This is a genomic window from Klebsiella oxytoca NBRC 105695 (assembly GCF_001598695.1).
Classification (GTDB): Bacteria; Pseudomonadota; Gammaproteobacteria; order Enterobacterales; family Enterobacteriaceae; genus Klebsiella; species Klebsiella oxytoca.
In genome coordinates, this window is the sequence record NZ_BCZK01000008.1 from 138,376 (window position 1) to 163,916 (window position 25,541).

22 protein-coding genes are annotated in these 25,541 nt (G+C 56.5%); 10 read left to right on the forward strand and 12 right to left on the reverse strand.

The features are described 5' to 3' along the window. The first annotated feature begins 47 nt into the window (after positions 1-47). On the forward strand, positions 48-1,046 hold the full coding sequence (fbp, locus tag KO1_RS15385) for a class 1 fructose-bisphosphatase (RefSeq protein WP_004109008.1): 999 nt from the start codon (positions 48-50) through the stop codon (positions 1,044-1,046). Positions 1,047-1,082: 36 nt separating this feature from the next. Here the strand turns inward: fbp and KO1_RS15390 are convergent, their stop codons facing one another. The 5 genes from KO1_RS15390 to ytfQ form a co-directional block, all read right to left on the reverse strand. After that, positions 1,083-1,595 carry a DUF2569 domain-containing protein gene (locus tag KO1_RS15390; protein WP_024273625.1) on the reverse strand — a complete coding sequence of 171 codons (513 nt, stop codon included), beginning with the start codon at positions 1,593-1,595 and terminating at the stop codon, positions 1,083-1,085. A 112-nt stretch (positions 1,596-1,707) separates the two neighbouring features. Next, complete coding sequence (yjfF, locus tag KO1_RS15395; RefSeq protein ID WP_004109013.1) at positions 1,708-2,709, reverse strand: galactofuranose ABC transporter, permease protein YjfF; 1,002 nt, start codon at positions 2,707-2,709, stop codon at positions 1,708-1,710. Continuing rightward, complete coding sequence (gene ytfT / locus KO1_RS15400) at positions 2,696-3,721, reverse strand: galactofuranose ABC transporter, ATP-binding protein YtfT (RefSeq protein ID WP_017145075.1); 1,026 nt, start codon at positions 3,719-3,721, stop codon at positions 2,696-2,698. Before ytfT ends, yjfF begins: the two co-directional genes overlap by 14 nt. A 10-nt stretch (positions 3,722-3,731) precedes the next feature. After that, positions 3,732-5,234 (reverse strand): galactofuranose ABC transporter, ATP-binding protein YtfR, encoded by a 1,503-nt coding sequence (gene ytfR / locus KO1_RS15405; protein WP_004109019.1) that lies wholly within the window; start codon positions 5,232-5,234, stop codon positions 3,732-3,734. A gap of 186 nt (positions 5,235-5,420) precedes the next feature. Then, positions 5,421-6,377 carry a galactofuranose ABC transporter, galactofuranose-binding protein YtfQ gene (ytfQ, locus tag KO1_RS15410; RefSeq protein WP_024273624.1) on the reverse strand — a complete coding sequence of 319 codons (957 nt, stop codon included), beginning with the start codon at positions 6,375-6,377 and terminating at the stop codon, positions 5,421-5,423. A 403-nt stretch (positions 6,378-6,780) separates the two neighbouring features. Here ytfQ and ppa point away from each other — a divergent pair, with 403 nt between their 5' ends. Continuing rightward, positions 6,781-7,308 (forward strand): inorganic diphosphatase, encoded by a 528-nt coding sequence (ppa, locus tag KO1_RS15415; protein WP_004109025.1) that lies wholly within the window; start codon positions 6,781-6,783, stop codon positions 7,306-7,308. Positions 7,309-7,456: 148 nt separating this feature from the next. Here the strand turns inward: ppa and KO1_RS15420 are convergent, their stop codons facing one another. From KO1_RS15420 to tamA, 3 genes are read right to left on the reverse strand one after another with little or no spacing between them, the layout of a single operon-like run. After that, positions 7,457-7,801, reverse strand: coding sequence for a gamma-glutamylcyclotransferase family protein (locus KO1_RS15420; RefSeq protein ID WP_004098039.1), 345 nt, complete (start codon positions 7,799-7,801; stop codon positions 7,457-7,459). 2 nt (positions 7,802-7,803) lie between these two features. Next, positions 7,804-11,580, reverse strand: coding sequence for an autotransporter assembly complex protein TamB (gene tamB, locus KO1_RS15425; RefSeq protein WP_064406997.1), 3,777 nt, complete (start codon positions 11,578-11,580; stop codon positions 7,804-7,806). Next, positions 11,577-13,310 carry an autotransporter assembly complex protein TamA gene (tamA, locus tag KO1_RS15430; RefSeq protein WP_004109036.1) on the reverse strand — a complete coding sequence of 578 codons (1,734 nt, stop codon included), beginning with the start codon at positions 13,308-13,310 and terminating at the stop codon, positions 11,577-11,579. The genes tamB and tamA overlap by 4 nt, the downstream gene beginning before the upstream one ends. Positions 13,311-13,518: 208 nt before the next feature. On the opposite strand from tamA, the gene msrA reads away from it, so the two are divergent. Both msrA and paeA read left to right on the forward strand, forming a co-directional pair. Continuing rightward, a complete protein-coding gene (gene msrA, locus KO1_RS15435) occupies positions 13,519-14,157 on the forward strand; it encodes a peptide-methionine (S)-S-oxide reductase MsrA (protein ID WP_004109039.1) in 639 nt (212 codons plus the stop codon). A 185-nt stretch (positions 14,158-14,342) separates the two neighbouring features. After that, positions 14,343-15,686: a polyamine export protein PaeA gene (paeA, locus tag KO1_RS15440; RefSeq protein WP_004109043.1), complete on the forward strand. Its 1,344-nt coding sequence runs from the start codon at positions 14,343-14,345 to the stop codon at positions 15,684-15,686. 223 nt (positions 15,687-15,909) lie between these two features. On the opposite strand, the gene KO1_RS15445 is transcribed toward paeA, so the two are convergent. Next, a complete protein-coding gene (locus KO1_RS15445) occupies positions 15,910-16,116 on the reverse strand; it encodes a DUF1107 domain-containing protein (protein ID WP_004098023.1) in 207 nt (68 codons plus the stop codon). A 322-nt stretch (positions 16,117-16,438) separates the two neighbouring features. Between KO1_RS15445 and KO1_RS15450 the strand changes: the two genes are divergently transcribed. Continuing rightward, positions 16,439-16,996, forward strand: a complete 558-nt coding sequence (locus KO1_RS15450; RefSeq protein WP_004109045.1) for a YtfJ family protein — start codon at positions 16,439-16,441, stop codon at positions 16,994-16,996. Here KO1_RS15450 and cysQ read toward each other — a convergent pair. After that, on the reverse strand, positions 16,986-17,729 hold the full coding sequence (cysQ, locus tag KO1_RS15455) for a 3'(2'),5'-bisphosphate nucleotidase CysQ (RefSeq protein ID WP_004109048.1): 744 nt from the start codon (positions 17,727-17,729) through the stop codon (positions 16,986-16,988). The genes KO1_RS15450 and cysQ overlap by 11 nt on opposite strands. Positions 17,730-17,921: 192 nt before the next feature. Between cysQ and KO1_RS15460 the strand changes: the two genes are divergently transcribed. Beyond that, a complete protein-coding gene (locus tag KO1_RS15460; protein WP_017145076.1) occupies positions 17,922-19,865 on the forward strand; it encodes a bifunctional 2',3'-cyclic-nucleotide 2'-phosphodiesterase/3'-nucleotidase in 1,944 nt (647 codons plus the stop codon). A 52-nt stretch (positions 19,866-19,917) separates the two neighbouring features. On the opposite strand, the gene KO1_RS15465 is transcribed toward KO1_RS15460, so the two are convergent. Further along, positions 19,918-20,295 (reverse strand): winged helix-turn-helix transcriptional regulator, encoded by a 378-nt coding sequence (locus tag KO1_RS15465; RefSeq protein ID WP_139531628.1) that lies wholly within the window; start codon positions 20,293-20,295, stop codon positions 19,918-19,920. Positions 20,296-20,385: 90 nt separating this feature from the next. Between KO1_RS15465 and KO1_RS15470 the strand changes: the two genes are divergently transcribed. The 4 genes from KO1_RS15470 to ytfE all read left to right on the forward strand — a co-directional run bounded on the left by KO1_RS15470 (position 20,386) and on the right by ytfE (position 23,931). Next, entirely contained in the window at positions 20,386-21,234 is an 849-nt protein-coding gene (locus tag KO1_RS15470) for an SDR family oxidoreductase (protein ID WP_032728788.1), read from the forward strand. Between the two features lie 80 nt (positions 21,235-21,314). Further along, positions 21,315-22,139 carry an AraC family transcriptional regulator gene (locus tag KO1_RS15475; protein WP_004109060.1) on the forward strand — a complete coding sequence of 275 codons (825 nt, stop codon included), beginning with the start codon at positions 21,315-21,317 and terminating at the stop codon, positions 22,137-22,139. A 75-nt stretch (positions 22,140-22,214) separates the two neighbouring features. Continuing rightward, entirely contained in the window at positions 22,215-23,186 is a 972-nt protein-coding gene (locus KO1_RS15480) for a DMT family transporter (RefSeq protein ID WP_024273623.1), read from the forward strand. A gap of 82 nt (positions 23,187-23,268) precedes the next feature. Beyond that, complete coding sequence (ytfE, locus tag KO1_RS15485; protein ID WP_004109062.1) at positions 23,269-23,931, forward strand: iron-sulfur cluster repair protein YtfE; 663 nt, start codon at positions 23,269-23,271, stop codon at positions 23,929-23,931. Between the two features lie 141 nt (positions 23,932-24,072). Here the strand turns inward: ytfE and cycA are convergent, their stop codons facing one another. Then, complete coding sequence (gene cycA / locus KO1_RS15490) at positions 24,073-25,476, reverse strand: D-serine/D-alanine/glycine transporter (RefSeq protein WP_004109063.1); 1,404 nt, start codon at positions 25,474-25,476, stop codon at positions 24,073-24,075. Positions 25,477-25,541 lie beyond the last annotated feature (65 nt).

The following is a 25,541-nucleotide window of genomic DNA, read 5'->3' on the forward strand; positions in this document are numbered from 1 at the left end:
GATTGTTTTGTTCGTTTTACTTCACATAAACATGCAGGGAACGGGTTATGAAAACGTTAGGTGAATTTATTGTCGAAAAGCAGCACGAGTTCTCTCACGCAACGGGCGAGCTGACTGCTTTGTTGTCGGCGATAAAGTTAGGCGCCAAGATCATCCACCGCGATATCAACAAGGCCGGTCTGGTCGATATCCTGGGTGCCAGCGGTGCTGAAAACGTTCAGGGCGAGGTGCAGCAAAAACTCGACCTGTTTGCCAATGAAAAGCTGAAAGCCGCACTGCGAGCACGCGATATTGTTGCCGGGATCGCCTCTGAAGAAGAAGATGAAATCGTCGTCTTTGAAGGCTGTGAACACGCCAAATACGTGGTGCTGATGGACCCTCTGGATGGCTCCTCTAACATCGACGTTAACGTCTCCGTCGGGACGATTTTCTCTATCTATCGCCGCGTCACGCCGGTGGGTACTCCCGTCACCGAAGAAGACTTCCTGCAGCCGGGTAACCGCCAGGTCGCCGCCGGCTATGTGGTTTACGGTTCCTCGACGATGCTGGTTTATACCACCGGCTGCGGCGTCCACGCCTTTACCTACGACCCGTCCCTTGGCGTGTTCTGCCTGTGCCAGGAACGCATGCGCTTCCCGGAAAAGGGGAATACCTACTCGATTAACGAAGGTAACTACATCAAGTTCCCGATGGGCGTGAAGAAGTACATCAAGTACTGCCAGGAAGAAGATAAAGAGACCCAGCGCCCGTATACCTCGCGCTATATCGGCTCGCTGGTAGCGGATTTCCACCGCAACCTGCTCAAAGGCGGTATCTACCTCTACCCGAGCACCGCCAGCCACCCGGACGGTAAACTGCGTCTGCTGTACGAGTGCAACCCGATGGCGTTCCTCGCTGAACAGGCGGGCGGCAAGGCCAGCGACGGTAAAGAGCGCATTCTGGATATTATCCCGGAAAGCCTGCACCAGCGCCGCTCTTTCTTCGTCGGCAATAACCATATGGTCGAAGACGTCGAGAACTTTATTAAAGAGTTCCCGGACGCGTAATATTCAGACGCCGGATAATTCCGGCGTCTATTTGCTTTAGTTCACGAAGGTGAGTTTGACGCGTTTCGACAGGCGGAAATAAGGTATCCAGATGATTATCTGCAGCGCGCATGAGGCCAAAATTTTTATATCTTCAACCTCCAGCCCTAAACCATAAAAATGCGCAGCAATCCAGCAGTCGATGGCGTAGAGAATCGTGGTGAACAGAACCCAGACAGTATAATAATTTGGCAACTGACGTTTCTTCCTGAAAAACAACATCGTCGTATAAACTACCAATAACCAAAGAAATAGTGCCCCAGCCGCTTCAAACAGCGCAAACGCTCTAAACTCCTCTTCAACATCCAGAAAAACCGTCACCGTATTACATATCCCGACGATCTGTAAAAGCGAGCTGAGCGTCAGGGTTAAAGCCGGCAGATAAAGCCAGCCGCCGATACCGGTATATTTTTTATCCTTACAGGTTTTACAATAACGCGCCGGAGGCAATACCTTTTGCCCACAGCTGGCGCACTTGCCTGATAATCCTTCACCTTCAACCATATCCATTAATAGCGTTCCTTTGCTCAAAATATCCCTTTCCAGGGTGCCTGTTGTATCAGGCACCTATCATGGATGAACGTGGCGAGTACGTACATAAGTTGAGCGAAAAACCAGAATACTACTCAGCAGTCGCACGCACATTTACCCTTGTCACCGGCGAACTCTGCCGATTCTCCCACAGCACCGTCAGGCCGCGCTGCAGCGCGATAAAGATGAACAGCAGAATACCGATGGCGATCTTGGTCCACCATGAACTAAGCGTACCGTCGAAGTTGATATAGGTTTGAATCAGCCCCTGAATGGCGACGCCAAACAGGGTGCCGAGAACCGTGCCCACGCCACCGCTTAACAGCGTGCCGCCGATCACCACCGAAGCAATGGCGTCCAGCTCGACGCCAACCCCTGCCAGCGCATAACCCGCCTGGGTATAAATAGAGAAGACGATCCCCGCCAGCGTCGCCAGACCGGTAGAGAGCATATAGATGCGAATCGTCGTACTCCGCGTGGAGATCCCCATCAGGTTGGCCGACGTCGCGTTGCCGCCAATGGCGTAAACCTGATTGCCAAAGCGGGTGCGGTGGGCCATAAAAATGCCACCGATCACCACCAGCAGCATCAACAGCCCCATGGCGCTCAGACGACCGCCGCCGGGGATGGTCCATGCCAGTCCGGAAAGCGCGTCATACACCGGATGATTGATGGGAATCGACTCCTCCGAAACCAGATAGCTGACGCCGCGCAGAAAAAACATCCCGGCAAGGGTGATGATAAACGCCGGGATCTTCAACGCATCGATGAGCAGCCCCATAAAGGCGCCAAAAGCGCAGCCCATCACCAGCACTAGCGGAAATGCCACCAGCGGCGAGATCCCCCAGAAACCGATCGCTTTGGCGAGGAATACCCCGGTGAAGGCGATCACCGACCCCACCGACAGATCGATCCCGCCGGAGAGGATCACGAACGTCATGCCGACGGCGATGATCCCGAGAAAAGCATTGTCGGTCAGGATATTGCAGATCACCCGCGTCGAGGCAAAGCCGGGAAACTGCGTCAGGCAGTAAAGGTATCCCAGTACGAAGACCGCGAGGGTAATCATTAACGGTAAATTACGTTTTATCATGGCCACGCATCCCCTTCAGTATGCTGATAAAGCGCGGCGACTGGACGATCAGTACGCACAGCACCACCACCGCTTTGACTACCTGATTAAGCTCCGGCGGGAAACCGGACAGCAGGATCCCGGTATTCATGCCCTGGATAATCAGTGCCCCGACAACCGAGAGCAGCAGATTAAAGCGCCCGCCCATCAGCGAGCCGCCGCCGATAACGACCGCCAGAATGGCATCCAGCTCCAGCCATAGCCCGGCGTTATTGGCATCCGCGCCGCGAATATCCGCCGCGACGATAATGCCGGCGATGGCCGCGCATACTCCGCTCAGCACGTAGGCCAGCATCACGACGATGCGGGTATTTACCCCAGCGTTTTTCGCCGCACGAATGTTAATCCCCACCGCTTCGATAAACATCCCCAGCGCGGTTTTGCGGGTAAACAGCCAGAACAGCACCAGCGTAACGATGGCGATTATCACCGGCGTCGGGAACAGCAGCAGCGATCCGCTGCCCAACCAGGCCAGCGGCGGGGAGTCAAAGGTGACGATCTGCCCGGAGGTGATCAGCTGCGCCACGCCGCGTCCGGCGACCATCAGGATCAGCGTGGCGACAAACGGCTGGATCTTCAGCACCGCCACAAGGATACCGTTCCACAGGCCCGCCAGCGCGCCGGCTCCCAGCGAAGCCAGCAGCACAACCGGCAGGCTGTGTCCCGCCACGGTCATCGACGCCGCCGTTGCGCCGGCAATCGCCATCACCGCCCCGACCGAGAGGTCAATCCCGCCGGTGGCGATAACCAGCGTCATGCCGATCGCCAGCAGCGCCACCGGCGCGGCGCGGTTCAAAATATCAATCGGGCTGCCGAACAGTCGCCCCTCCTGGAGCACGATCTGGTAGAAATGCGGGGCGACCAGGCTGTCAACCACCAGCACCAGCAGCAGCGCAACGATCTGCGGCATCCCTTTGGGCCAGTTAACGCGCCGTTTCGGCTGGCCGGTTTTCGGAACAGATTGAGGCATCATCGGTTACTCCTTATGCCGCAATAGCGTTCATGATCGCCGGCACGGAGAGCTCGCTCAGAGCCAGCTCCGCCACCTGCTGGCGATCGCGCATGATAATCACCCGATCGGCGTAACCCACCAGCTCTTCCAGCTCTGAAGAAATAACCAGCAGCGCCAGACCATCGGCGCACAGGGTTTCGATCAGGCGGATGATCTCGGCGTGGGCACCCACGTCAATACCGCGGGTGGGTTCATCGAGGATCAGGAACTGCGGTTTCGTCAGCAGCCAGCGGGAGAGCAGTACCTTTTGCTGATTACCGCCGGAGAGAAATTCGATCGGCTGTTCGGCGCTGGGGGTACGAATACCCAGCTGACGAATAAAACGTTCGGCAATCTCATTTTGTTCGCGCCGCCCAATCGGCCGCAGCCAGCCGCGCTGCGCCTGTAGCGCGAGAACAATATTTTCCCGCACCGAGGCGGCGGCGATAATGCCGTCGGTTTTGCGGTCCTCCGGGCAGAAGCCGATCCCGAGGCAGGATGCCTGATGCGGCGAGCGCAGGGTTTGCGGCTTGCCTTTGATCCACGCTTTGCCGCTGTCGGCGGGTTTAATGCCGAAGATAACCTCCGCCGTTTCCGTGCGCCCCGAGCCTAACAGACCCGCCAGGCCGACGATTTCACCGGGACGGACCTGCAGACTAAACGGTGCAATGGTGCCTTTTTTGCCAAAATCTTCGAAGGCGGCCACTGGCTTATCGCTGAGCAGGGTGCGGCCCGCGCGCTGCAAGGCGTTATGCTCCAGCTCTCGGCCCAGCATCATCTTCACCAGCTCAATTTGCGGCAGCTCGCGGGTTTCCCGGCAGCCGACAAAACCGCCGTTGCGCAGCACGGTGATACGATCGCTGACGGCGTAAACCTGGTCGAGGAAATGGGTGACGAAAATCAGGCTGACCCCGCTATCGCGCAGCTGGCGCATCAAGGTGAAGAGCATCTCCACCTCCTGGGTATCCAGGCTGGCGGTCGGTTCATCAAGAATTAACACTTTTGCTGACAGATCGATCGCCCGGCAGATGGCGACAATCTGCTGCATCGCCACTGAAAAGCGGTTCAGCGGCTCGCGTACATCAAGGGAAAAACCGTAGGATGCCATCAGCGCGGTGGCGCGCTTTTCCATCTCTTTACGCCGCAGCAGGCCAAAACGCCGGGGCTCACGGCCGATAAACAGATTGTCCGCCACCGACATGTTAGGCAGCAGGTTCACTTCCTGATAGACGGTACCAATCCCCAGCTGTTGAGCATGGGCGGTGTTTTTCGGCGAAATCGCCTGGCCTTCCAGCCAGATTGTCCCGCGGTCGGCGTGATAGACGCCGGTCAGCGCTTTAATCAGAGTAGATTTACCCGCGCCGTTTTCGCCTAGCAGAGCCATGATTTCGCCCCGGCGCAGGCTGAAATTAACGTTATCCAGCGCTTTCACGCCGGGGAAAAACTTGCTGAGCCCTTCCGTACGAAGGATTTCCTGATGCGATTCGCCGTTCATGCTCCCCCCTCACCTTTGCCCTCTCCCCGAGGGGAGGAGAGGGAAATCAGCCGTGCTATAGCGACCGGGGAAATCCCGGAGGCGGCGCTGCGCGCCTGTCCGGGCTACCCGCTCCGCAGACGGCGGTAAAACTGTAGCCCGGTCAGCGTAGCGCCACCGGGAACGTGGCCTGTTTTTAGCTACGACTCAGTAGCCCATATTTTTCTTCTTCTCTAACTCTTCTTTCGCCGTATCCGGCAGGTAGAGCGTCGATTGAGTGATGGTGACTTTTTCAGGCAGGGTGCCGTCTTTTTTGTATTTCTCCAGCGCATCGAACGCCGGGCCGGCCATATTCGGCGTCAGCTCGACGCTGGCGTTAGCTTCACCGGCCATCATCGCTTTATAGATATCCGGCACGCCGTCGATAGAGCCGGTTAGGATATCTTTGCCCGGCTTCAGCCCGGCTTCTTTAATCGCCTGAATAGCGCCAATCACCATGTCGTCGTTATGGGCGTAAACCATGCAGATGTTCCTGCCGTTGTTCTCCGCTTTGATAAAGCTTTCCATCACTTCTTTGCCCTTACTGCGGGTAAAGTCGCCGGACTGGGAACGGATAATTTTGATATTAGAGGCTTTAGAAATGGCTTCGGCGAAGCCTTTCTTACGGTCAATCGCCACGCTGGCGCCTACGGTCCCCTGCAGCTCAACAACGTTACACGGTTTGCCATCGACGGTTTTCACCAGCCACTCGCCGATCAGCTGGCCTTCCAGCACGTTGTTGGCGGTCACGGTGGTCATGTAGAGGTCTTTATCTTTAACATCAATGGAGCGGTCGAGCAGGAATACCGGGATTTTGGCCTCTTTCGCTTCTTTCAGTACCGGTTCCCAGCCGGTCGCCACCACCGGAGCGATGAAGATGGCATCGACGCCCTGAGCGATAAAAGAGCGGACGGCTTTAATCTGGTTTTCCTGTTTTTGCTGCGCATCGGCAATCTTCAGAGTGATACCGCGCTTCGCGGCTTCCTCCTTCGCGACGTTGGTTTCTGCCGCACGCCAGCCAGATTCAGAGCCGACCTGTGAAAAACCCACGGTCAGAGGGGCAGCCATGGCCATAGACGACATAGCTGCGGAAACTGCGGTGACAAGAAGTAAGCGCTTCCACATAAGAGGATCCTCGTAGGGTTATTGTTGGATAAAGCCTCACCAGCGGACAAACTATAGACAATCGGAGATGTAACTGAATGCGTTACATCACACTTCAAAAAAGTTAATTAGATGTTAATCGGTGCGTTACTCTTCAGCGGAGAGCCGGTGAGGCTTCGCGACCCGCGCGAGCTTCGCCGTTTATGACGAAATTTTGCGCGCTTTGAGATATCAAGCATATGCAATGAAAACGGTTACATAATTTTATTCAGTATGCGGCTATGTTTATGGATTTTCAGGCTGTATTACGCCGAAAAATTCGGACTCCACCCACCCGTTCTGGGGAAAAAGAAGCGAAGACATTCGATGTGAGTTGGCTATAATACCGGGCACTTGTTTGCCATACATTTTAAAGGAAACAGACATGAGCTTACTCAACGTACCTGCGGGCAAAGATCTGCCGGAAGACATCTACGTCGTGATCGAGATCCCGGCGAACGCAGATCCTATCAAATACGAAGTCGACAAAGAGAGCGGTGCACTGTTCGTTGACCGTTTCATGTCCACGGCGATGTTCTATCCGTGCAACTACGGCTACATCAACCACACCCTGTCCCTGGACGGCGACCCGGTTGACGTTCTGGTCCCGACGCCGTACCCGCTGCAGCCGGGTTCCGTTATCCGCTGCCGTCCGGTTGGCGTACTGAAAATGACCGACGAATCCGGTGAAGATGCGAAACTGGTTGCGGTACCGCACACCAAGCTGAGCAAAGAATACGATCACATCAAAGATGTGAACGACCTGCCGGAACTGCTGAAAGCGCAGATCACCCACTTCTTCGAGCACTATAAAGACCTCGAAGCAGGCAAATGGGTTAAAGTTGACGGCTGGGACAACGCTGAAGCGGCGAAAGCCGAAATCGTGGCTTCCTTCGAGCGCGCTAAGAAGTAATTCTGCCGCACTCAGGTTCGCAAAAACACCGCCTCCGGCGGTGTTTTTTTTGGGCGTTGCTCTATTGCTGAGCGGCGGCTGATGCCTTAGCGGGCCGACAACATCCCCCCATAAAAAACAACGCCACCCGAAGGTGGCGTTATCGTTATTAATACTGGTCTTTGTCCAACCAGTTGCCGCTTTCTATCAGCGTGAAGCCCTCAACGGGGCGCTGATAGACATACATCCAGGCGCTACCGTAGGGCGTCTGGATCAGGTGACGAGCATACTCGCCGCCTTTAGTACGCAGCGCATCCAATTCAGCCAGCGTCGATGCGTCAATACGATAGACCTCACCATGTACCGTGCCATCGCCGGGCACCGCGCCTGGATAGTGGCCCAGGCTGTACAGTTGATAATCATTGACACTATGATCGCCCAGCCACTGAGCGTTGGTCATCCAGTGGCTGTTGCCTTGTTTGCGTCGTAAACTGCCGTAAACAAATATTCGCATTGCTAAAACTCAAACTGATAGAGCAAATCGAGAGCCTGGTCTACGCCAGACACGGCTTCCATATATAGCTTAGGCATCAGGCGATAACGTAACGTCAACGTCGCCAGGGAGTCAAAGATCCCTACCCCATATTTTACCTGCAGACCCGGCAGCACGTAGCCGCTGACCACCACCTGGGAGGAGTCGCCCACCCCTTCGGTATCCAGCGCCAGATTACTTACGCCAAACGTCTCGCCGATTTTACCCACAACCTGACCACTTTGTGCAACCCCCATACCAATAAGCATGGAGGTCATTGCCGCACTATCGCTCTGTCCGCTGCCCAAACCCTGCCCGCGCAGCAGGTAAGAGAGCGCTTCCTGCTGCGACATGGCCGGATCGGAGAAAATTTCCGCTTTCGGCTGATCGGCCGAACCGGTCACGCGAACGCCGGCGATCACGTCGTCTTCCGTGGCATCCGGATTACGAATGGCTTCGATGTTCAGCAGCGGCTGATCCGGCGGTCCGGAGAACAGCAGTTCGCCTTTACGCACGATCAGATCCTGGCCGTAGGCATGGAAGCGGCCTTCCGGGATATTAATCTGCCCGTTGAGGCCCAGCCCCTGTTTATCCTGAGCCACTTTCAAATCGCCGGTCAGACGCGCTTTCAGACCAAAGGCGTCGAGGCGAACGTTGTTGCCTACATGAATCGTCAGGTTGCTGTTAATCGGAATACCGGCGCTCTGCTGCTTAATCGGCTGCAGATTTTTATCCAGCATGACTTCGTCAGAAGAGACCCCAACGGCGCTTTCCGGCACTTCATTGACGACGATTCTTGCCCAGGGCACGTCAACGCTACCATCCAGGTTAAACAGGCTTGGCGTGGCGGTAAAGACGACATCTGGCGAAACATCCAGGCGCACCATCGGCGGCACGGTTATCCGCACCCGGCTGCCCTTCGCGGCAATCTGCGCGCGCCAGTTGTCAATCTGCGTCCAGTCGGCGTTACCGCTGAGCGCAATATGGCCCTGGCTGGTATTCACCGTCCCTTGTAGGGTCGAGCGGGTACCGGTGAAATTCATCGCCAGCTGGCTCGGCTGCATATCGAACGGCATAAAGTTGCCGTCAATATCCACGCCATTCAGCTGCATCTGGCCGTACAGCTGCGGGCTCTGTACGTTGCCGCCCAGCGTCAGACGCGCATTGAGCCGCCCTTCCGCCTTTTCACCGCGCGAGAAGATAGGGTTGATCATCGCCAGCGAGAAGTTGCTGATATTCACGTTCCCGCCCAGATTACGTCGGCCCTGCGGATCGGTGACCTGCACCTGCCCATCCAGTTGACCATTGTTGGTCAGGCGAATCAGCCAGCCCAGCTGGGCGCGATTGTTGTGCAGATCGGCCGTAAGATTCAGGGTATCGAACGCCACCGGCAGCGGCGCGTCGTTGACCGTCTGGGTCACCTTCACGTTACGTCCGCTCAGGGTGACCTTGCCCTGCGGTAGCCCCTCTTTGGTGGTGTCCCAGCTCACGTCGGCATTGCCGCTAAACACGCCGCTGGCCTGCGTCTCTTCCGGCATAAACGGCTTCAGCATCGCCAGGTCGAAACGGTTGAGATTCACTACCGCGCGCCCGCTCGCGCCGGCGTCAATGGTCTGCGGTACGCACAGTTCGGCATTCGGGTTAGTCCAGCAGTGCGGTCCAATGCTGATTTTCTGCTCGAGGTTACGGTAATCCAGCGCGATGTTGCGCGTCAGCGCCACCGGCCCTACCGGCGTCTGGAAGCGGGTATTGCTCAGCGTGCCTTTCCAGCGCTCCTCTTTGCGGTCAAAACTGCCTGCCAGCGACAGCTGTCCGGAAACCGGATCGCCCTGCACCCGCAGCTGCAGGTCGTGCTGTTTCTCGTTGCCCTTCGCATTGAGCTGCACCAGGCTGATATTCACGCCCGGCTGGCTAATGCGGTCCACGCGTACGTCAAGATGACCGCCAATCTGGTCGGTGGATTTCACATCGCCCTTCACGTTCACCTGAGCCACCGATAGCTCCTGCCAGCGCAGCGCCCGGGCGGTGATATCCGCCAGCAGCTGCGGCGCATCGACGGTGCCGCGAACTTTTACTAATCCCTTCGCCATCCCGCCCAGGCCCGGCAGGGCGTTATCGAGATGCGGCGTGTCAATGGTGGCGTCGAGGTTAAGATCTTTAACTCCCAGCTCGCCTTTCACGTCGGCGCTGTTGGGGCCCAGAGCCAGATGCAGGCCGGGGATTTTCCACTGCATATAGCTGTTGCCCTGCAGCGAACCGCTCACGTCGACTTTGTTTTGCTTCACGTTACCGGTGATTTTCAGCTCCGGTACCGACATCTGCCAGCTGCCGCCGTACAGGCTGCCCTGGGTCTTAATCAGTCCGTTGAGCTTCGACGGCCAGTCCGGTACCTCTTTAGCGGTGTTGATACCGTTAAGCGTCAGTTCGCCGCGCCAGCTGATCGCCTGCTGCCAGTCGAGCAGCGCTTTCAACTCGGTTTTTCCTTCGAGGGCGGCGACGGTGAGCTTGTCGAGATTCACCTGCTGCTCGTTGCCCTTCGCGTTCAGGCTAATTTTCGCTGGCGGCAGCGACTGCCCTTTCACCGCGGTGCTGAAGGCCAGCGTGTAGTCGGTCATCTTGCCGTTAAATTTCAGCAGTAGGTCGTCAGCCTGATACGCTTTCTCGCCGGTAAATGGCCAGTAAAGCTGCTTGCTTTTCACCTCCATATCCAGCGGCAGGCCGGCCTCCGCCAGCTGCGTTTCGGCGCGCAGCGTCATGGCGACAGGGCCGTTCAGATCCACGCCGAGCGTGAGCTTTTTACGCACTTCGCCGCCCACTTTGAGCTGCACTTTCTCGCCCTTGAGCGGGTCAATATTCAGCGTACCGTTGAGGGTGATATCGACCGGCCAGTTATCCTGCAGTTGTGCATTACCGGAAGCCGTCACTTTGCCCTGGTCAGAATCCACGTCCAGCGCGTCCAGCTTCATCTGCCCATCAATGCTGCTGACTTTGAGTAGCAGTGAGTAGATGGTCATATCGGTATCGCCGGTCAGACGCAGCTGCTCGCCGCGAAACTCCTGAATATTGAGATTCAACGGCAGATGGACATCGGTCATTTCCGGCAGCACCGGCTTCGAGAACAGGTCTTTCATCGTCTCGCCGAGCGGCTTTTCTTCTGGCTGCGGATTGTCAATTTTCGGCTCAACGACCTGCTCCTGGGCCACTTTCGCCACCTTCGGCAGCGCGATAAGCAGCCCCTGCAGCGAGGTTGGCGTCAGGGTCAGGTTTTTCTCTTGCCAGTTAAGCCCCGTGGAAAAATCGCGCAGCGAAACGGCCGTATCGTCAATTTTCACGTTGACGTTATGCAGCGCCACCCGGCTCAGGGTGATGGGGTAAGGCGTGGAGAGATTCAGCGGTCCGCTATCTTCTTCTTCAACCGGCGCCGCTGGCGGCATTTTGCTGGTATCGATCGCCACATAGATATCGCGCAGAGAAATATCGTTGACGCACAGGCTACTGTCCCACAGGCAGCGTAGCTTAACGCCAAGGTGGAACTGCCCGGCGGTGACCGCCACGCCCGGCTGCTCAAAGCGCACGTTCTCCAGCGTCAGATCGCGCCAGCCGCCGGTGGCTTTGCCAATTTCCAGCCCAGGGACCCAGCGATCGGCGGCTTTGATAACCAGATGCAGGCCAGTCGTCGTCCCCACCAGGAATCCTACCGTCCCCAGCAGCAGCACCAGAAAAATCAGTACGCCGAGGCTTATCTTCTTCCATAAACTCATAATTCAGGCCCCAGGCCGATATAAAACTGTAAACCGTGTTCTTCTTTGTCACCGATCGGTCTGGCGATATCCAGCTTGATTGGACCGACCGGGGACTGCCAGCGTACGCCGAGGCCAGCGCCGGTTTTAAAGTTGCTTTCGCGGATATCGCTCACCGCTTCGCCGCTATCGACGAACACCGCGCCCCACCATTTGCCGCTCACGTTGTACTGATACTCCAGCGAGCCGGTGGCCAGCTTCGAAGCCCCCATCAGCTTGCCGTCATCATCTTTTGGCGAGATAGATTTGTATTTATAACCGCGAATGCTGCGGTCGCCACCGGCGAAGAAACGCAGATCCGGCGGGACTTTGCTGAAGTTATCGGCCTCAATCCAGCCAAGGTTGCCGCGTACCACGAAGCGGTGGCGGTCATAAAGGGTGCGGATCCAGACGTCCTGCGCCTGCATCACGATAAAGTTAATATCCGAGCCCCACATGGTGTTGGAGTAGTCCACCGAATAGCGCTGTGAATCGCCCCAGGTCGGCATCAGGCCGCCGCGAGAACGGGTCCGGTTCACCGACACGCCGGGATAGATCAGCATCGTGGTATTGGTGACGTTGGCCTGGGTAAAGTGGTCGAGACTCCAGCGCAGGTTCAGCGCGCGCTGCCAGCCGCTCGACATCTCCCAATAGCGCGACACGGCCAGGGTGGTAGAATCCGCCTGGGTATCATTGAGATCGGTACGCTTAAAGCCGCCCTGCATCAGGTAGTACTGTTCAAGCGGGCTTTTTAGCAGCGGTACCTTGTAGCTGAAATCAAGCTGCTGTTCAGGAGCGGACAGGCTGAGGCTGGAGGTCAGGCTGTGGCCGTAGGAGTTCATCCACGGCTTTCTCCAGGTCCCTTTGACGCGCGGCCCGACGTCGGTTGAGTAGCCGACCCCGGTCTCAACAGTATTCTCTTTGCGCGGAGAAACCACGCCCTGCAAAGGCAACACTTTCGTCTGGCGGGACTTCTCAAACTGCGGCGCCACGACGACGGAACTGAACCAGCCGGTCGCCGCCAGGCGGCGGTTGAGTTCGGCGAGATCCTGCGAGGTGTAATAGTCGCCCTGCTTAAACGGCACCAGATTTTGCAGATATTCGTCGCGAATTTGCGAGCCCTCAAAGGTCACCGGGCCAAAGCGGTAGCGCTCGCCGCTGTTGTAGTCGATATCCCAGAAGGCCTGATGACGGTCAAGAGAAACCCCAAGCTGGCTTTTATTAAACTCGCTATCGAAGTAGCCCTTACGCAGCGCGACCCGGGTCAGAGAGCTTTTAAAGCTATCATAATCACCGTGATTGAGGATGGTACCGATGGCCGGTCGCGTGTTTAACAAATCCAGATAGTCGCGATCGGTTCGGGCTCCGCCGCGTAAAATGACTTCCGTACCACCAATGCGCACCGGTTCGCCAGGCGTGACTTTGGCGATCAGTACCTGGCGCCCCTTCGCCGGCGGCGGACGTAAATCAAAATCGATGGTGGGCTCATAGTAGCCGAGCGCTTTCAGACCTTCGCGGATAGCATCATCCACGCGCGCGCGAAAGCGCCGGTCCGGCGTAACTTCATCGCTCTGGATCGTAGAGAGTTGGGCGCGGACGTTTTTTTCCAGTTCCCCGGATAACCCCTCAACCTGCAAACGCACGTTCGCTGCGCTGGCGACCCCGCTGACCAGCAAAAGGCTGGTGATACATAACTGGCGGATTTGTAGCACGTTTTCTCCTGAATATCCTTGTTTCCCCCCGAAGGAAACGAAAGTGCCGCTCCACGGCTTAACAAAACCCTAACAACTAAGGGTTGAAAAATAGACGTTAACCCAAATAATTCTTATGTTTAAATCTAGACGTATTAAGCGTGGTTATTGTGTTAAAAGTCACGCTTGGTTACAACCTTAACCACATTTTCAGTTAGAGAGGCCCACCGTGAGTCTATTTGATAAAACGCATCTTGTCGCCCAAGCGGACGCGCTGCCGGGACGCAATACGCCGATGCCGGTGGCTACGCTCCACGCCGTCAATGGCCATTCGATGACCAACGTCCCCGCCGGAATGGAAGTCGCTCTGTTCGCCATGGGCTGTTTCTGGGGCGTCGAACGCCTGTTCTGGCAACTGCCCGGCGTTTATAGCACCGCCGCAGGTTACACCGGCGGCTACACGCCAAACCCCACCTATCGTGAAGTTTGCAGCGGCGAGACGGGCCATGCTGAGGCCGTGCGCGTGGTCTACGATCCGCAGGTTATCAGCTATGAGCAGCTGCTTCAGGTCTTCTGGGAAAATCACGACCCGGCGCAGGGCATGCAGCAGGGTAACGACCGCGGCACGCAGTATCGTTCCGCTATTTATCCGCTGACGCCGGAACAGAGCGAAGCCGCGAAAGCCAGCCTCGCGCGTTTCCAGGCGGCAATGAAGGAAGCCAACGACCCGCGCGCTATCACCACCGAGATCGCCACGGCAAAGCCGTTCTATTATGCGGAAGACGATCATCAGCAGTATCTGCATAAAAACCCCTACGGATACTGCGGTATCGGCGGGATTGGGGTTTGTTTACCGCCGCAGCCCTGATGCCGTTGACCCGTAATAGCAGGCTGCCGGATTGAATAATTTACGCTCTGGCGGCTTTACAGTACCTTACGCTATACTACGCCGTGTTATCGCCGGTCCAGAGCCTTCGGACCGGCTTTTTGTGAATTCCACTTAGCGTTATCCACTTCCCTTCCGAGGATCTGATCTCAACGGTCAGATAAGATATGTTAAACAGTATTTTAGTAATACTTTGTCTGATAGCCGTCAGTGCGTTCTTTTCGATATCGGAAATCTCGCTGGCCGCATCACGTAAAATCAAACTCAAGCTGCTGGCCGATGACGGCAACGTCAACGCTCAACGCGTGCTGAAGATGCAGGAAAACCCCGGTATGTTCTTTACCGTGGTGCAAATCGGCCTCAACGCGGTAGCGATTCTCGGCGGTATCGTTGGCGATGCTGCATTTTCGCCGGCGTTTCACGGCCTCTTTAGTCGCTATATGTCCCCCGAGCTCTCCGAGCAGCTGAGCTTTATTATCTCCTTTACCCTGGTCACCAGCCTGTTCATTCTGTTTGCTGACCTGACCCCGAAACGCATCGGTATGATTGCGCCTGAAGCCGTCGCTTTACGCATCATCAACCCGATGCGCTTCTGCCTGTTTCTCTTCCGCCCGCTGGTGTGGTTGTTCAACGGCATGGCCAACAACATCTTCCGCCTGTTCAAAATTCCGATGGTGCGTAAAGACGACATTACCTCCGATGATATTTACGCCGTAGTGGAAGCCGGCGCGCTGGCCGGGGTGCTGCGTAAGCAGGAGCATGAGCTGATTGAGAACGTGTTTGAGCTGGAGTCGCGCACCGTGCCTTCGTCCATGACTTCGCGTGAAAACGTCATCTGGTTCGATCTCCATGAAGATGAACAGAGCCTGAAGAATAAGGTTGCAGAGCATCCGCACTCCAAGTTCCTGGTGTGTAACGAAGATATCGACCACATCATCGGCTACGTTGACTCCAAAGACCTGCTGAACCGCGTGCTGGCGAACCAAAGCCTGGTGCTGACCGGCGGCGTGCAGATTCGCAATACGCTGATTGTCCCGGATACCCTGACGCTGTCTGAAGCGCTGGAAAGCTTTAAAACCGCCGGTGAAGACTTCGCCGTGATCATGAACGAGTATGCGCTGGTCGTCGGGATTATCACCCTTAACGACGTGATGACCACCCTGATGGGCGATCTGGTCGGCCAGGGGCTGGAAGAGCAGATCGTCGCACGCGATGAGAACTCCTGGCTGATTGACGGCGGCACGCCGATCGACGACGTGATGCGGGTGCTGGATATCGATGATTTCCCACAGTCCGGAAATTACGAGACCATTGGCGGCTTTATGATGTTTATGCTGCGTAAAATTCCCAAGCGGACCGACGCGGTGAAGTTCTCCGGCTATAAATTCGAGGTGGTGGATATCGACAACTACCGCATCGATCAGCTGCTGGTGACCCGCATCGACAATAAGCCGACGGTGCTGGTGCCCAAGCTGCCGGACGCGGCGAACAGTGATAAAGAGTCAGCGTAACGCTTTCTCGCGAACACTATTCTTCCCCCCCCCTGTTGCCGGGCGGCGGCTAACGTCTTGCCCGGCCAATAAAGATCGCAATCTCGTCAGATTACGCATTGCCCATCGATATACACTTAAGTCTGCGTATGCCGACCAATCTGGGGCTGATGCCGGGTCCAGAAACATCAACGGCTCCCTGGGGGAGCCGCCTTTTTACCGTGTAGTCATACCACTTTTCAGGTTATGCCATCTCTGTTTGTAGACGGCTGACCTGGCGGTTGACTTCGGACATCACTGACAAATGCAGCTTGTCCTTAACCTTCGGGATAAGGATTTTGCCCTTATCAAACTCAAAAGCGCCAACGTCCTTGATATACAAACGTCCACGGAACAGGATCTTCACGTACTTCGCTACTTGTAGCGGGTTGTAGCGTTGGAAAATTTTCATTGTTGTCTCCTGCCAGGGTTACGCTCCTGTGGTGCCACAGTTAGCCCACGTACCGGAATCGCAAATTTTAATGCCCTGAAACTATAGTCCAGAATCTGAGTGATACCCAGTTTGTATAAGTTTATTTACCTTATGATGACAATAATTCAGAGTTTTCGTTTCAGGCATCCGATGAAGGTAGTATAAGTCGCCGATTTTAGACGGAATTGTGCGTCAACACGCAAACTGGCACCATCATTGCGGGTAATGCCGATAAATCGCACTTATGATTAAAGCAGACCAAGTGGTCGGATCACCTGCAAAGATAATAAAAGGAAACACCATGACCCTACGTAGATTACTGGCCGTTTCATGTCTCCTGTTCCCACTGTTGGCCTCGGCGCATAACTTTGTCGACGGTCAGCGCGTTGCGCCGGTCGGCGTAGCGGATCGGGGAGAACTGGTGCTGGATAACGATAAATTTAGCTATAAAAGCTGGAATAGCGCGCAGCTGGCGGGAAAAGTGCGCGTTGTGATGCACATTGCCGGTCGCTCGTCGGCAAAAGAAAAAAACGCGACCTTAATTGAAGCCATTAAAAGCGCGAAGCTGCCGCACAATCGCTACCAAACGACGACTATCGTCAATACCGATGACGCTATCCCAGGCTCGGGAATGTTTGTCCGCAGCAGTATCGAGAACAATAAGCAGCTCTACCCCTGGTCACAGTTCATCGTCGACAGCAACGGCGCGGTGCGCAAAGCGTGGCAGCTCGAAGAAGAGAGTTCAGCCATCGTGGTGCTGGACAAAGAGGGTCGCGTGCAGTGGGCTAAAGACGGCGCGCTCAGCCAGCAGGAGGTGCAGCAGGTAGTGGGCCTGCTGCACAAGTTGCTTAATAAATAGAGACCCGGAAGCCGGGGTTGAGGAACGATTCACGCGGCGTGTAATCAAGAGTACGCCCCTGCCAGTCGTGAACGTGCGCCCCGGCGGCGCTGGCGACCGCATGACCGGCCGCGGTGTCCCAGGTACTTGTCGGCCCGAAGCGTGGGTAAAGCTGGGCCTGCCCTTCAGCGACCAGACAGAACTTCAGCGACGAACCAATTGAGGTAGTCTGGTGTTCACCAAGCTGCTCAAGATACTCCTGCAGCTCCGGGTCATTGCCGTGTGAACGGCTAATCACCACCAGCGGCGGACGCGCATCGCGGACCTGAATCTGTTTGCGAACGCCGCACTCCTCTTTCCATGCTTTACCCTTTTCCGCACTGTACATCACCTTCATCACCGGCGCGTAGACCACGCCCAGGGTCGGTTTACCGTTTTCAATCAAGGCGATATTGACGGTAAACTCGCCGTTGCGCTTGATAAACTCTTTGGTGCCGTCCAGCGGGTCCACCAGCCAGTAGCGCTGCCAGTGCTGACGTACCTCCCAGGCCGGCGGATCCTCTTCCGACAGAACCGGAATATCGGGCGTCAGGGCCAGCAGGCCGCTGATAATCACCTTGTGCGCCGCAATATCCGCGGCCGTGACCGGAGAATCGTCCTTCTTGCTGGTAACGTCCATCGGCTGTTTTCCATCGTAAACTTCCATGATGGCATCGCCCGCATTCCGTGCAAGCTGACATACTTGTTCTAACATTCTCCACCTCGTCTGGTTACAGTGGCGTTAACTCGTTGTTTTATTTATATCGCATCATTGTGAGTTCCGCTATCTGTGATAACGATGGCGGTTTCCTTCACCGCTTTTCTGGCATGATTCACATTTCTGTAAGCAACAGAATGTAAATACATTTTCTTCTGTGCCACTGCTCATATAAAAAGGACGCCACTGATGATTAAGTTTAGCGCAACGCTACTGGCCACGCTGATCGCCGCCAGCGTAAATGCGGCAACGGTCGATTTGCGGATCATGGAAACCACCGATCTGCACAGTAATATGATGGACTTTGACTATTACAAAGATGCCGCCACGGAAAAATTTGGCCTGGTGCGTACCGCAACCTTGATTGAGAAAGCGCGTCAGGAAGTCAGCAATAGCGTACTGGTCGATAACGGCGATGTTATTCAGGGCAGCCCGCTGGGTGACTATATGGCCGCAAAGGGTCTGAAAGAGGGCGATGTTCACCCGGTCTACAAGGCGATGAATACCCTGAATTATGTCGTGGGCAACCTCGGCAACCACGAGTTTAACTACGGGCTCGACTTCCTGCATAAAGCGCTGGCAGGGGCGAAGTTCCCCTACGTGAACGCCAATATTATCGACGTCAAAACCGGCAAACCGATGTTTACGCCTTATCTGATTCAGGATACCCAGGTGAAGGATAGCGACGGCAAAACGCAGACGCTGCGCATTGGCTATATCGGCTTCGTACCACCGCAGATAATGACCTGGGATAAAGCCAATCTTAGCGGTAAGGTGACCGTTAACGACATTACCGCAACCGCACGCAAGTTTGTCCCGGAAATGCGCGAAAAAGGCGCGGACGTGGTGGTGGTCATTGCCCACTCCGGCCTCTCCGCCGACCCGTATCAGGCCATGGCGGAGAACTCCGTTTACTATTTAAGCCAGGTGCCTGGGGTCGATGCCATTATGTTCGGCCACGCTCACGCCGTCTTCCCGAGCAAAGATTTTGCCGGTATCAAAGGCGCGGATATCGCGAAAGGTACGCTGAACGGCGTACCGGCAGTGATGCCGGGCATGTGGGGCGATCACCTTGGGGTGGTCGATCTGGTCCTGAACAACGACAGCGGCAAATGGCAGGTCAGCGCAGCGAAAGCCGAAGCGCGGCCGATCTACGACTCGGTGGCGAAGAAATCGCTGGCGGCAGAAGACAGCAACATGGTGGCGGTATTAAAAGCCGACCATGACGCCACCCGCGAGTTTGTCGGCAAACCGATTGGTAAATCCTCGGATAATATGTACAGCTACCTGGCGCTGGTGCAGGACGACCCAACCGTACAGGTGGTCAATATGGCCCAGAAGGCCTACGTTGAGCACTACATTCAGGGCGACCCGGATCTGGCGAAGCTGCCGGTACTCTCCGCCGCCGCGCCGTTTAAAGTCGGCGGACGTAAAAATGACCCGGCCAGCTTTGTTGAAGTGGAAAAAGGGCAGCTCACCTTCCGCAACGCCGCCGACCTCTACCTGTATCCCAACACCCTGGTGGTGATGAAAGTCAGCGGTAAAGAGGTTAAAGAGTGGCTGGAGTGCTCCGCCGGACAGTTCAATCAAATTGATCCCGCCAGCAGCAAGCCGCAGTCGCTGATTAACTGGGACGGCTTCCGCACCTACAACTTCGACGTGATTGACGGCGTGAACTACCAGATCGATATCACCCAGCCGGCGCGCTACGACGGCGAATGCAACAGCGTGAATCCGCAGGCCGAGCGAATTAAGCATCTGACCTTTAACGGCAAGCCAATCGATCCGAACGCCACTTTCCTCGTCGCGACCAACAACTATCGCGCTTACGGCGGTAAATTCCAGGGCACCGGCGAGGATCATATCGCGTTCGCCTCACCGGATGAAAACCGCTCGGTGCTGGCGGCGTGGATTGGCGCGGAGTCGAAGAAAAACGGCGAGATCCATCCGGCGGCGGATAACAACTGGCGCCTGGCGCCGATCCACAGCACAGTACCGCTGGATATTCGCTTTGAAACCTCACCGGGCGACAAGGCCGCGGCATTTATCAAAGAGAAAGCGCAATACCCGATGCGCCAGGTGGCTACCGACGATATCGGCTTTGCTATTTATCAGCTGGATTTGAGTAAATAATTGCCGGTTCCCCGGTTGTGCTGCGCTTACCGGGGCTACACTGACATCAACCTCAGGCTACCTGTTCGTGGTTCGCCAGAACCGCGGGCAGGTTCAGTTCAATCCAGTCCGCCAGCGCCGCCACCTTCTCGCTCACCTGCTCACCGAGCGGAGTCAGACTATATTCAACGTGCGGCGGCACCACCGGATACGACATGCGGTTAAGAAAGCCGTCCTGTTCCAGCGCCTGGAGCGACTGGGCCAGCATCTTTTCGCTGACGCCGCCGATCTTACGCCGCAGATCGCTAAACCGATGGGTGCCATCGCGCAGGGACACCAAAATCAGTACGCCCCAGCGGCTGGTCACGTGTTTGAGCACTTCCCGCGAGGGGCACTGTTCGGCAAACAGGTTGCCGTTACGTAGCTGCTCGCTCAGCGTCAGATTCGCCATATTCATACTTACCTTTTTGTACGTACTTACTAAAAGTTAGTTAAGGTGTTAGCTTACCATAACTGCCAATGAACACGAAGGAGAAGACCCATGATCGCAATTACCGGCGCAACCGGCCAGCTTGGCCAACACGTCCTGGAAAACCTGTTAAAAACCGTCCCCGCGGGCCAGGTTGTGGCTATCGTGCGCAACCCGGCAAAAGCCGAATCGCTGAGCCAAAGGGGCATAGGGGTTCGTCAGGCCGACTACAGCGATGAAGCGGCCCTGACCGCCGCCCTCCAGGGCGTGGACAAACTGTTGCTGATCTCTTCCAGCGAGGTCGGCCAGCGCGCCGTCCAGCACCGCAACGTGATTAATGCAGCGAAAGCTGCCGGCGTGAAATTTATCGCCTATACCAGCCTGCTGCACGCCGATACCTCCCCGTTGGGGCTGGCGGATGAACATATCGCCACCGAGCAGATGCTCGCCGACTCCGGCATTGCATATGCCCTGCTGCGCAACGGCTGGTACACCGAAAACTATCTCGCCAGCGCGCCGCCGGCGATTGAGCACGGCGTGTTTATCGGCGCTGCCGGTAACGGCAAAATCGCCTCTGCTACCCGCGCGGATTACGCCGCCGCTGCCGCTCGCGTTATCGCCGAAGAGGGCCACGCCGGAAAAGTGTATGAACTGGCGGGCGATGAGGCGTGGACTTTGAGCGAACTCGCCGCTGAGCTGAGCAAACAAAGCGGTAAAAACGTGGTGTATCAAAACCTCAGCGAAGCCGACTTCGCCGCCGCGCTGAAGGGCGTCGGCCTGCCCGCAGGCCTGGCTGATATGCTGGCGAATTCTGATACCGGCGCCTCCAAAGGCGGGCTGTTCGACGATAGCCGCACCCTGAGTAAGCTCATCGGTCGCCCAACCACGACGCTGGCAGAGAGCGTCAAAGGCATTCTGTAACTGTTACATAGTGGTTAATTTTTGTAGCATCCCGGCGGGCCATCCTCAATAATGTACGGATGTCCGTCGGGAGTTATCGCATGCAAGGCGTACCGGAACAGTTTAATGATGAAAGAGACAGCGCGCGCTTTCGCCATCTGGCGCAGCTGCCCGGCGTTGAGCTGTATCATGCCCACATCTCCCGCTACGCCTTTGAACCGCACACCCATGAAGCCTTTGGTATCGGCGCGATAGAGCTCGGCGCCGAGCGTTTTCGCTATCGCGGCAGCCAGCATGTAGCTTCGGTTAACTCTATCGTCACCATGAATCCCGATGAACTGCATACCGGCGAGGCGGAGACTGCCGACGGCTGGCGCTATCGGATGATTTATCTCGACCCGGATACGCTGGAAAAGGTGACCGGCGTGCGCCACTGGTGGTTCAGCGAAGTGGTGCGTCAGGACCCGCTTCGCTCCCGGCAAATCGGCAATCTCATCTACGGCCTGTGGCATACTGACGATCCGCTCGCGCAGCAGGGTCTGCTGCTGGATTTAATCGATACCTTCCGGCCATTCGCTCACCACGCCGCTGCGCTGCCCGAAGCTCGCCACCGCTTCGAGCGGGTACGAGACTATCTGCATGATAACTATATGCGTACGGTGACCCTCGATGAGCTGGCGCAGGTGGCGGCGCTGAGCCCGTACCATTTCCAGCGCCAGTTCAAAGCGCACTTCCACGTTACGCCGCACCAGATGTTAATGGCCATTCGCCTGTGGCGCGCCAAAGCGTTTCTCACCCACGGTATGCCCGCTGCCGACGTCGCTCTCGCCGCCGGACTGACCGACCAGTCGCACCTGACCCGCGCGTTTACCCGCCGTTACGGCATTACCCCGGTACGTTATCAAAAGCAGGTTCTCCCGCGCTAATGCGCAACCTCATACAATATTCCCGCTAAAGCCTCTCCTACACTGTCGCCAACAAAAAGAGTAATGGAAAGCATGATGATTAGTGGTGTGCTGTACGCCCTGCTGGCAGGGCTGATGTGGGGATTGATATTCGTGGGCCCTTTACTGGTGCCGGAATACCCGGCTGTTTTACAGTCGATGGGGCGCTATCTGGCGCTGGGGCTGATCGCCCTGCCGCTGGCCTGGCTGGGCCGCGCACGGCTGCGCCAGCTCGCCAGGAAAGACTGGTGGACGGCGCTGGGACTGACCCTGATGGGCAACTTAATCTATTACGTCTGCCTGGCCAGCGCGATTCAGCGTACCGGCGCGCCGGTGTCGACCATGATTATCGGCACTCTGCCGGTCGTGCTGCCGGTTTTCGCCAACCTGCTCTATAGCCAGCGCGATGGAAAGCTGCCGTGGCGGCGACTGTTCCCGGCGCTGGTCTGTATTGCCTTCGGCCTGGCATGCGTCAATATCGCTGAACTGCATCAGGGCTTACCCGATTTCAGCCCGTGGCGCTACGGCTCCGGTATCTTGCTGGCGTTGATCTCGGTGGTGTGCTGGGCCTGGTACGCGCTGCGCAACGCCCGTTGGCTGCGGGAAAACCCGGATAAACCGCCGATGATGTGGGCTACCGCGCAGGCGCTGGTGACCCTGCCGGTATCGCTGGTCGGATACCTTATCGCCTGCGGGTGGCTGCATGGACAGCACCCGGACTTCCCGCTCCCCTTCGGCCCGCGCCCGACGGTGTTCGTCACCCTGATGCTGGCGATCGCTATCTTCTGTTCATGGGTTGGGGCGTGGTGCTGGAACGTTGCCAGCCAGCGTCTGCCAACGGTGATCCTCGGGCCGCTGATCGTCTTCGAAACCCTTGCCGGACTGCTGTATACCTTTATTCTGCGCCAGAGTCTGCCCCCGCTTCTGACCCTAAGCGGTATTCTGCTGCTGGTGCTCGGCGTGGTGTCTGCCGTGCGTGCTCGTCCGGAAAAACCCGTGCTGCAGAAACTGGTCAGCGAGAAAAAATAGCCTGGTACCCTAAAGGGGTATTCCCTGGAACATAAGATGCATTTAAAATACAACTTATATTCTTGATGACGAGGTAACTGCTATGGCTTTCCGTGACCAACCTTTAGGCGAGCTGGCGCTGACGATTCCGCGCGCCTCCGCGCTGTTCCGTAAGTACGATATGGACTACTGCTGCGGCGGCAAACAGACGCTGGATCGCGCGGCATCTCGCAAAGAGCTGGACGTCGCGGTGATTGAAGCCGAGCTGGCAAAACTGGCGGAAGAGCCGGTAGAGCGCGACTGGCGGGTTGCGCCCTATGCGGAAATTATCGATCACATTATCGTTCGCTATCACGACAGGCATCGCGAGCAGCTGCCGGAGCTGATTTTACAGGCCACTAAAGTCGAGCGCGTTCACGCCGACAAGCCCAACGTTCCGAAAGGCTTAACCAAGTATCTGACCATGCTGCACCAGGAGCTTTCCAGCCATATGATGAAAGAGGAGCAGATTCTGTTCCCGATGATCAAACAGGGCATGGGAACGCAGGCCGGCGGCCCTATCAGCGTGATGGAAAGCGAGCATGATGAAGCAGGCGAGCTGCTGGAGGTGATTAAGCACATCACGCAGAACGTGACGCCGCCGGCGGAAGCCTGCACCACCTGGAAAGCGATGTACAACGGCATCAACGAACTGATTGATGACCTGATGGAGCACATCAGTCTCGAAAATAACGTGCTGTTCCCGCGTGCCCTCGCAGGTAAATAGCAAGTAATAAAAAAGGCGCCCGCAGGCGCCCTCGACATTGTCAGTCTTATTGGCCACCCCGGGTGGCCTTTTTTATGACGGGCGTCCTGCCCCCCCTTCGGGCCGTTGCAAGCAACGTTAAACATCTCTCCCGAAGATTTTTTATTTCGCCAGACGCTTCTTGCCGGCAAACAGCCAGCCCGCGCCGAGCAGTACAAACCACAGCGGGGTCACCATCAGCGCTTCGCGGGTATCGGCTTCCAGCGTCAGCAGCACCAGCACAAAGACGAAGAATGCCATGCACACCCAGCACATCAGTTTGCCCAGCGGCATCTTATATTTGGACTGCTCATGCAGCTGCGGACGTTTCCTGCGATAGGCCAGATACGAGCACAGGATAATCGTCCAGACGAACATAAACAGGATCGCCGACACCGTGGTAATCATGGTAAACGCCGCAATGACGCTTGGATTGACCATCAGCATGACCACGCCGCCCAGCAGACACATACAGGAGAAGGTCAGGCCTTTCGCCGGTACCGCGCGTTTCGACAGCTTGGCGAACATTTTCGGCGCCTGCCCGTCCTGCGCCAGACCAAACAGCATACGGCTGGTAGAGAATACGCCGCTGTTAGCGGAAGAAGCCGCCGAGGTCAGCACCACGAAGTTGATCAGGCTCGCCGCCGCCGGCAGCCCGACCAGCACAAACAGCTCAACGAACGGGCTCTTTGACGGCACGACTGAGCTCCACGGAGTCACCGACATAATGACGATCAGCGCAAAGACGTAGAACATAATGATACGAATGGGAATCGAGTTAATCGCCCGCGGCAGGGATTTCTCAGGATCTTTCGTTTCCGCCGCCGTGGTTCCCACCAGTTCGATGCCCACGAAGGCGAAAACGGCGATCTGGAAGCCGGCAAAGAATCCGCTGATGCCTTTCGGGAACCAGCCGCCGTCATTCCACAGATGGGCGAAAGAGGCTTCCACGCCGGTCGGTGACTGGAAGTGCATCAGCACCATCACCAGGCCGACCACGATCAGCGCCACGATAGCGACGATTTTGATCATCGCAAACCAGAATTCCATCTCGCCGAACATCTTCACGGTGGCGAGGTTAAGACCCAGCAGCAGCAGGATGACCGCCAGCGAGGCGACCCAGTCGGAGAGTCCCGGGAACCAGAACTGCGCGTAGGCGGTGATCGCCACCACGTCCGCCATCCCGGTCACCACCCAGCAGAACCAGTAGGTCCAGCCGGTGAAATAACCTGCCCAGGGGCCCAGCAGGTCGGCGGCAAAATCGCTGAATGACTTGTATTCGAGATTCGACAGCAGTAATTCACCCATGGCGCGCATGACGAAAAACAGCATGAAACCGATGATCATATAAACAAAAATAATTGACGGCCCGGCAAGGCTGATGGTTTTGCCTGACCCCATAAACAGCCCGGTGCCTATCGCACCACCGATAGCAATAAGCTGAATATGCCGGTTAGTGAGATTTCGCCGCAGCGACTGTTCAGTCGGCGCCTGTTCGTCGGCAACGACTTTTACCTGATCTACCATGTGATTTTTCCTGTTGTACCTGTCTGTGTTGTTCGGGCTCTATTGGCCCTTCATTCGTATTAACC

Bases quoted from the DNA above. Each gene is read 5' to 3' on its own strand.
- KO1_RS15460 (WP_017145076.1), top strand. From the start codon at position 17,922: ATGATTAAGTTTAGCGCAACGCTACTGGCCACGCTGATCGCCGCCAGC.
- KO1_RS15465 (WP_139531628.1), bottom strand. From the start codon at position 20,295: ATGGCGAATCTGACGCTGAGCGAGCAGCTACGTAACGGCAACCTGTTT.
- KO1_RS15475 (WP_004109060.1), top strand. From the start codon at position 21,315: ATGCAAGGCGTACCGGAACAGTTTAATGATGAAAGAGACAGCGCGCGC.
- KO1_RS15480 (WP_024273623.1), top strand. From the start codon at position 22,215: ATGATTAGTGGTGTGCTGTACGCCCTGCTGGCAGGGCTGATGTGGGGA.
- KO1_RS15390 (WP_024273625.1), bottom strand. From the start codon at position 1,595: ATGGATATGGTTGAAGGTGAAGGATTATCAGGCAAGTGCGCCAGCTGT.
- ytfQ (WP_024273624.1), bottom strand. From the start codon at position 6,377: ATGTGGAAGCGCTTACTTCTTGTCACCGCAGTTTCCGCAGCTATGTCG.
- KO1_RS15450 (WP_004109045.1), top strand. From the start codon at position 16,439: ATGACCCTACGTAGATTACTGGCCGTTTCATGTCTCCTGTTCCCACTG.
- KO1_RS15445 (WP_004098023.1), bottom strand. From the start codon at position 16,116: ATGAAAATTTTCCAACGCTACAACCCGCTACAAGTAGCGAAGTACGTG.
- ppa (WP_004109025.1), top strand. From the start codon at position 6,781: ATGAGCTTACTCAACGTACCTGCGGGCAAAGATCTGCCGGAAGACATC.
- ytfR (WP_004109019.1), bottom strand. From the start codon at position 5,234: ATGAACGGCGAATCGCATCAGGAAATCCTTCGTACGGAAGGGCTCAGC.
- KO1_RS15420 (WP_004098039.1), bottom strand. From the start codon at position 7,801: ATGCGAATATTTGTTTACGGCAGTTTACGACGCAAACAAGGCAACAGC.
- yjfF (WP_004109013.1), bottom strand. From the start codon at position 2,709: ATGATAAAACGTAATTTACCGTTAATGATTACCCTCGCGGTCTTCGTA.
- paeA (WP_004109043.1), top strand. From the start codon at position 14,343: ATGTTAAACAGTATTTTAGTAATACTTTGTCTGATAGCCGTCAGTGCG.
- ytfT (WP_017145075.1), bottom strand. From the start codon at position 3,721: ATGATGCCTCAATCTGTTCCGAAAACCGGCCAGCCGAAACGGCGCGTT.
- cysQ (WP_004109048.1), bottom strand. From the start codon at position 17,729: ATGTTAGAACAAGTATGTCAGCTTGCACGGAATGCGGGCGATGCCATC.
- tamB (WP_064406997.1), bottom strand. From the start codon at position 11,580: ATGAGTTTATGGAAGAAGATAAGCCTCGGCGTACTGATTTTTCTGGTG.
- cycA (WP_004109063.1), bottom strand. From the start codon at position 25,476: ATGGTAGATCAGGTAAAAGTCGTTGCCGACGAACAGGCGCCGACTGAA.
- KO1_RS15470 (WP_032728788.1), top strand. From the start codon at position 20,386: ATGATCGCAATTACCGGCGCAACCGGCCAGCTTGGCCAACACGTCCTG.
- fbp (WP_004109008.1), top strand. From the start codon at position 48: ATGAAAACGTTAGGTGAATTTATTGTCGAAAAGCAGCACGAGTTCTCT.
- ytfE (WP_004109062.1), top strand. From the start codon at position 23,269: ATGGCTTTCCGTGACCAACCTTTAGGCGAGCTGGCGCTGACGATTCCG.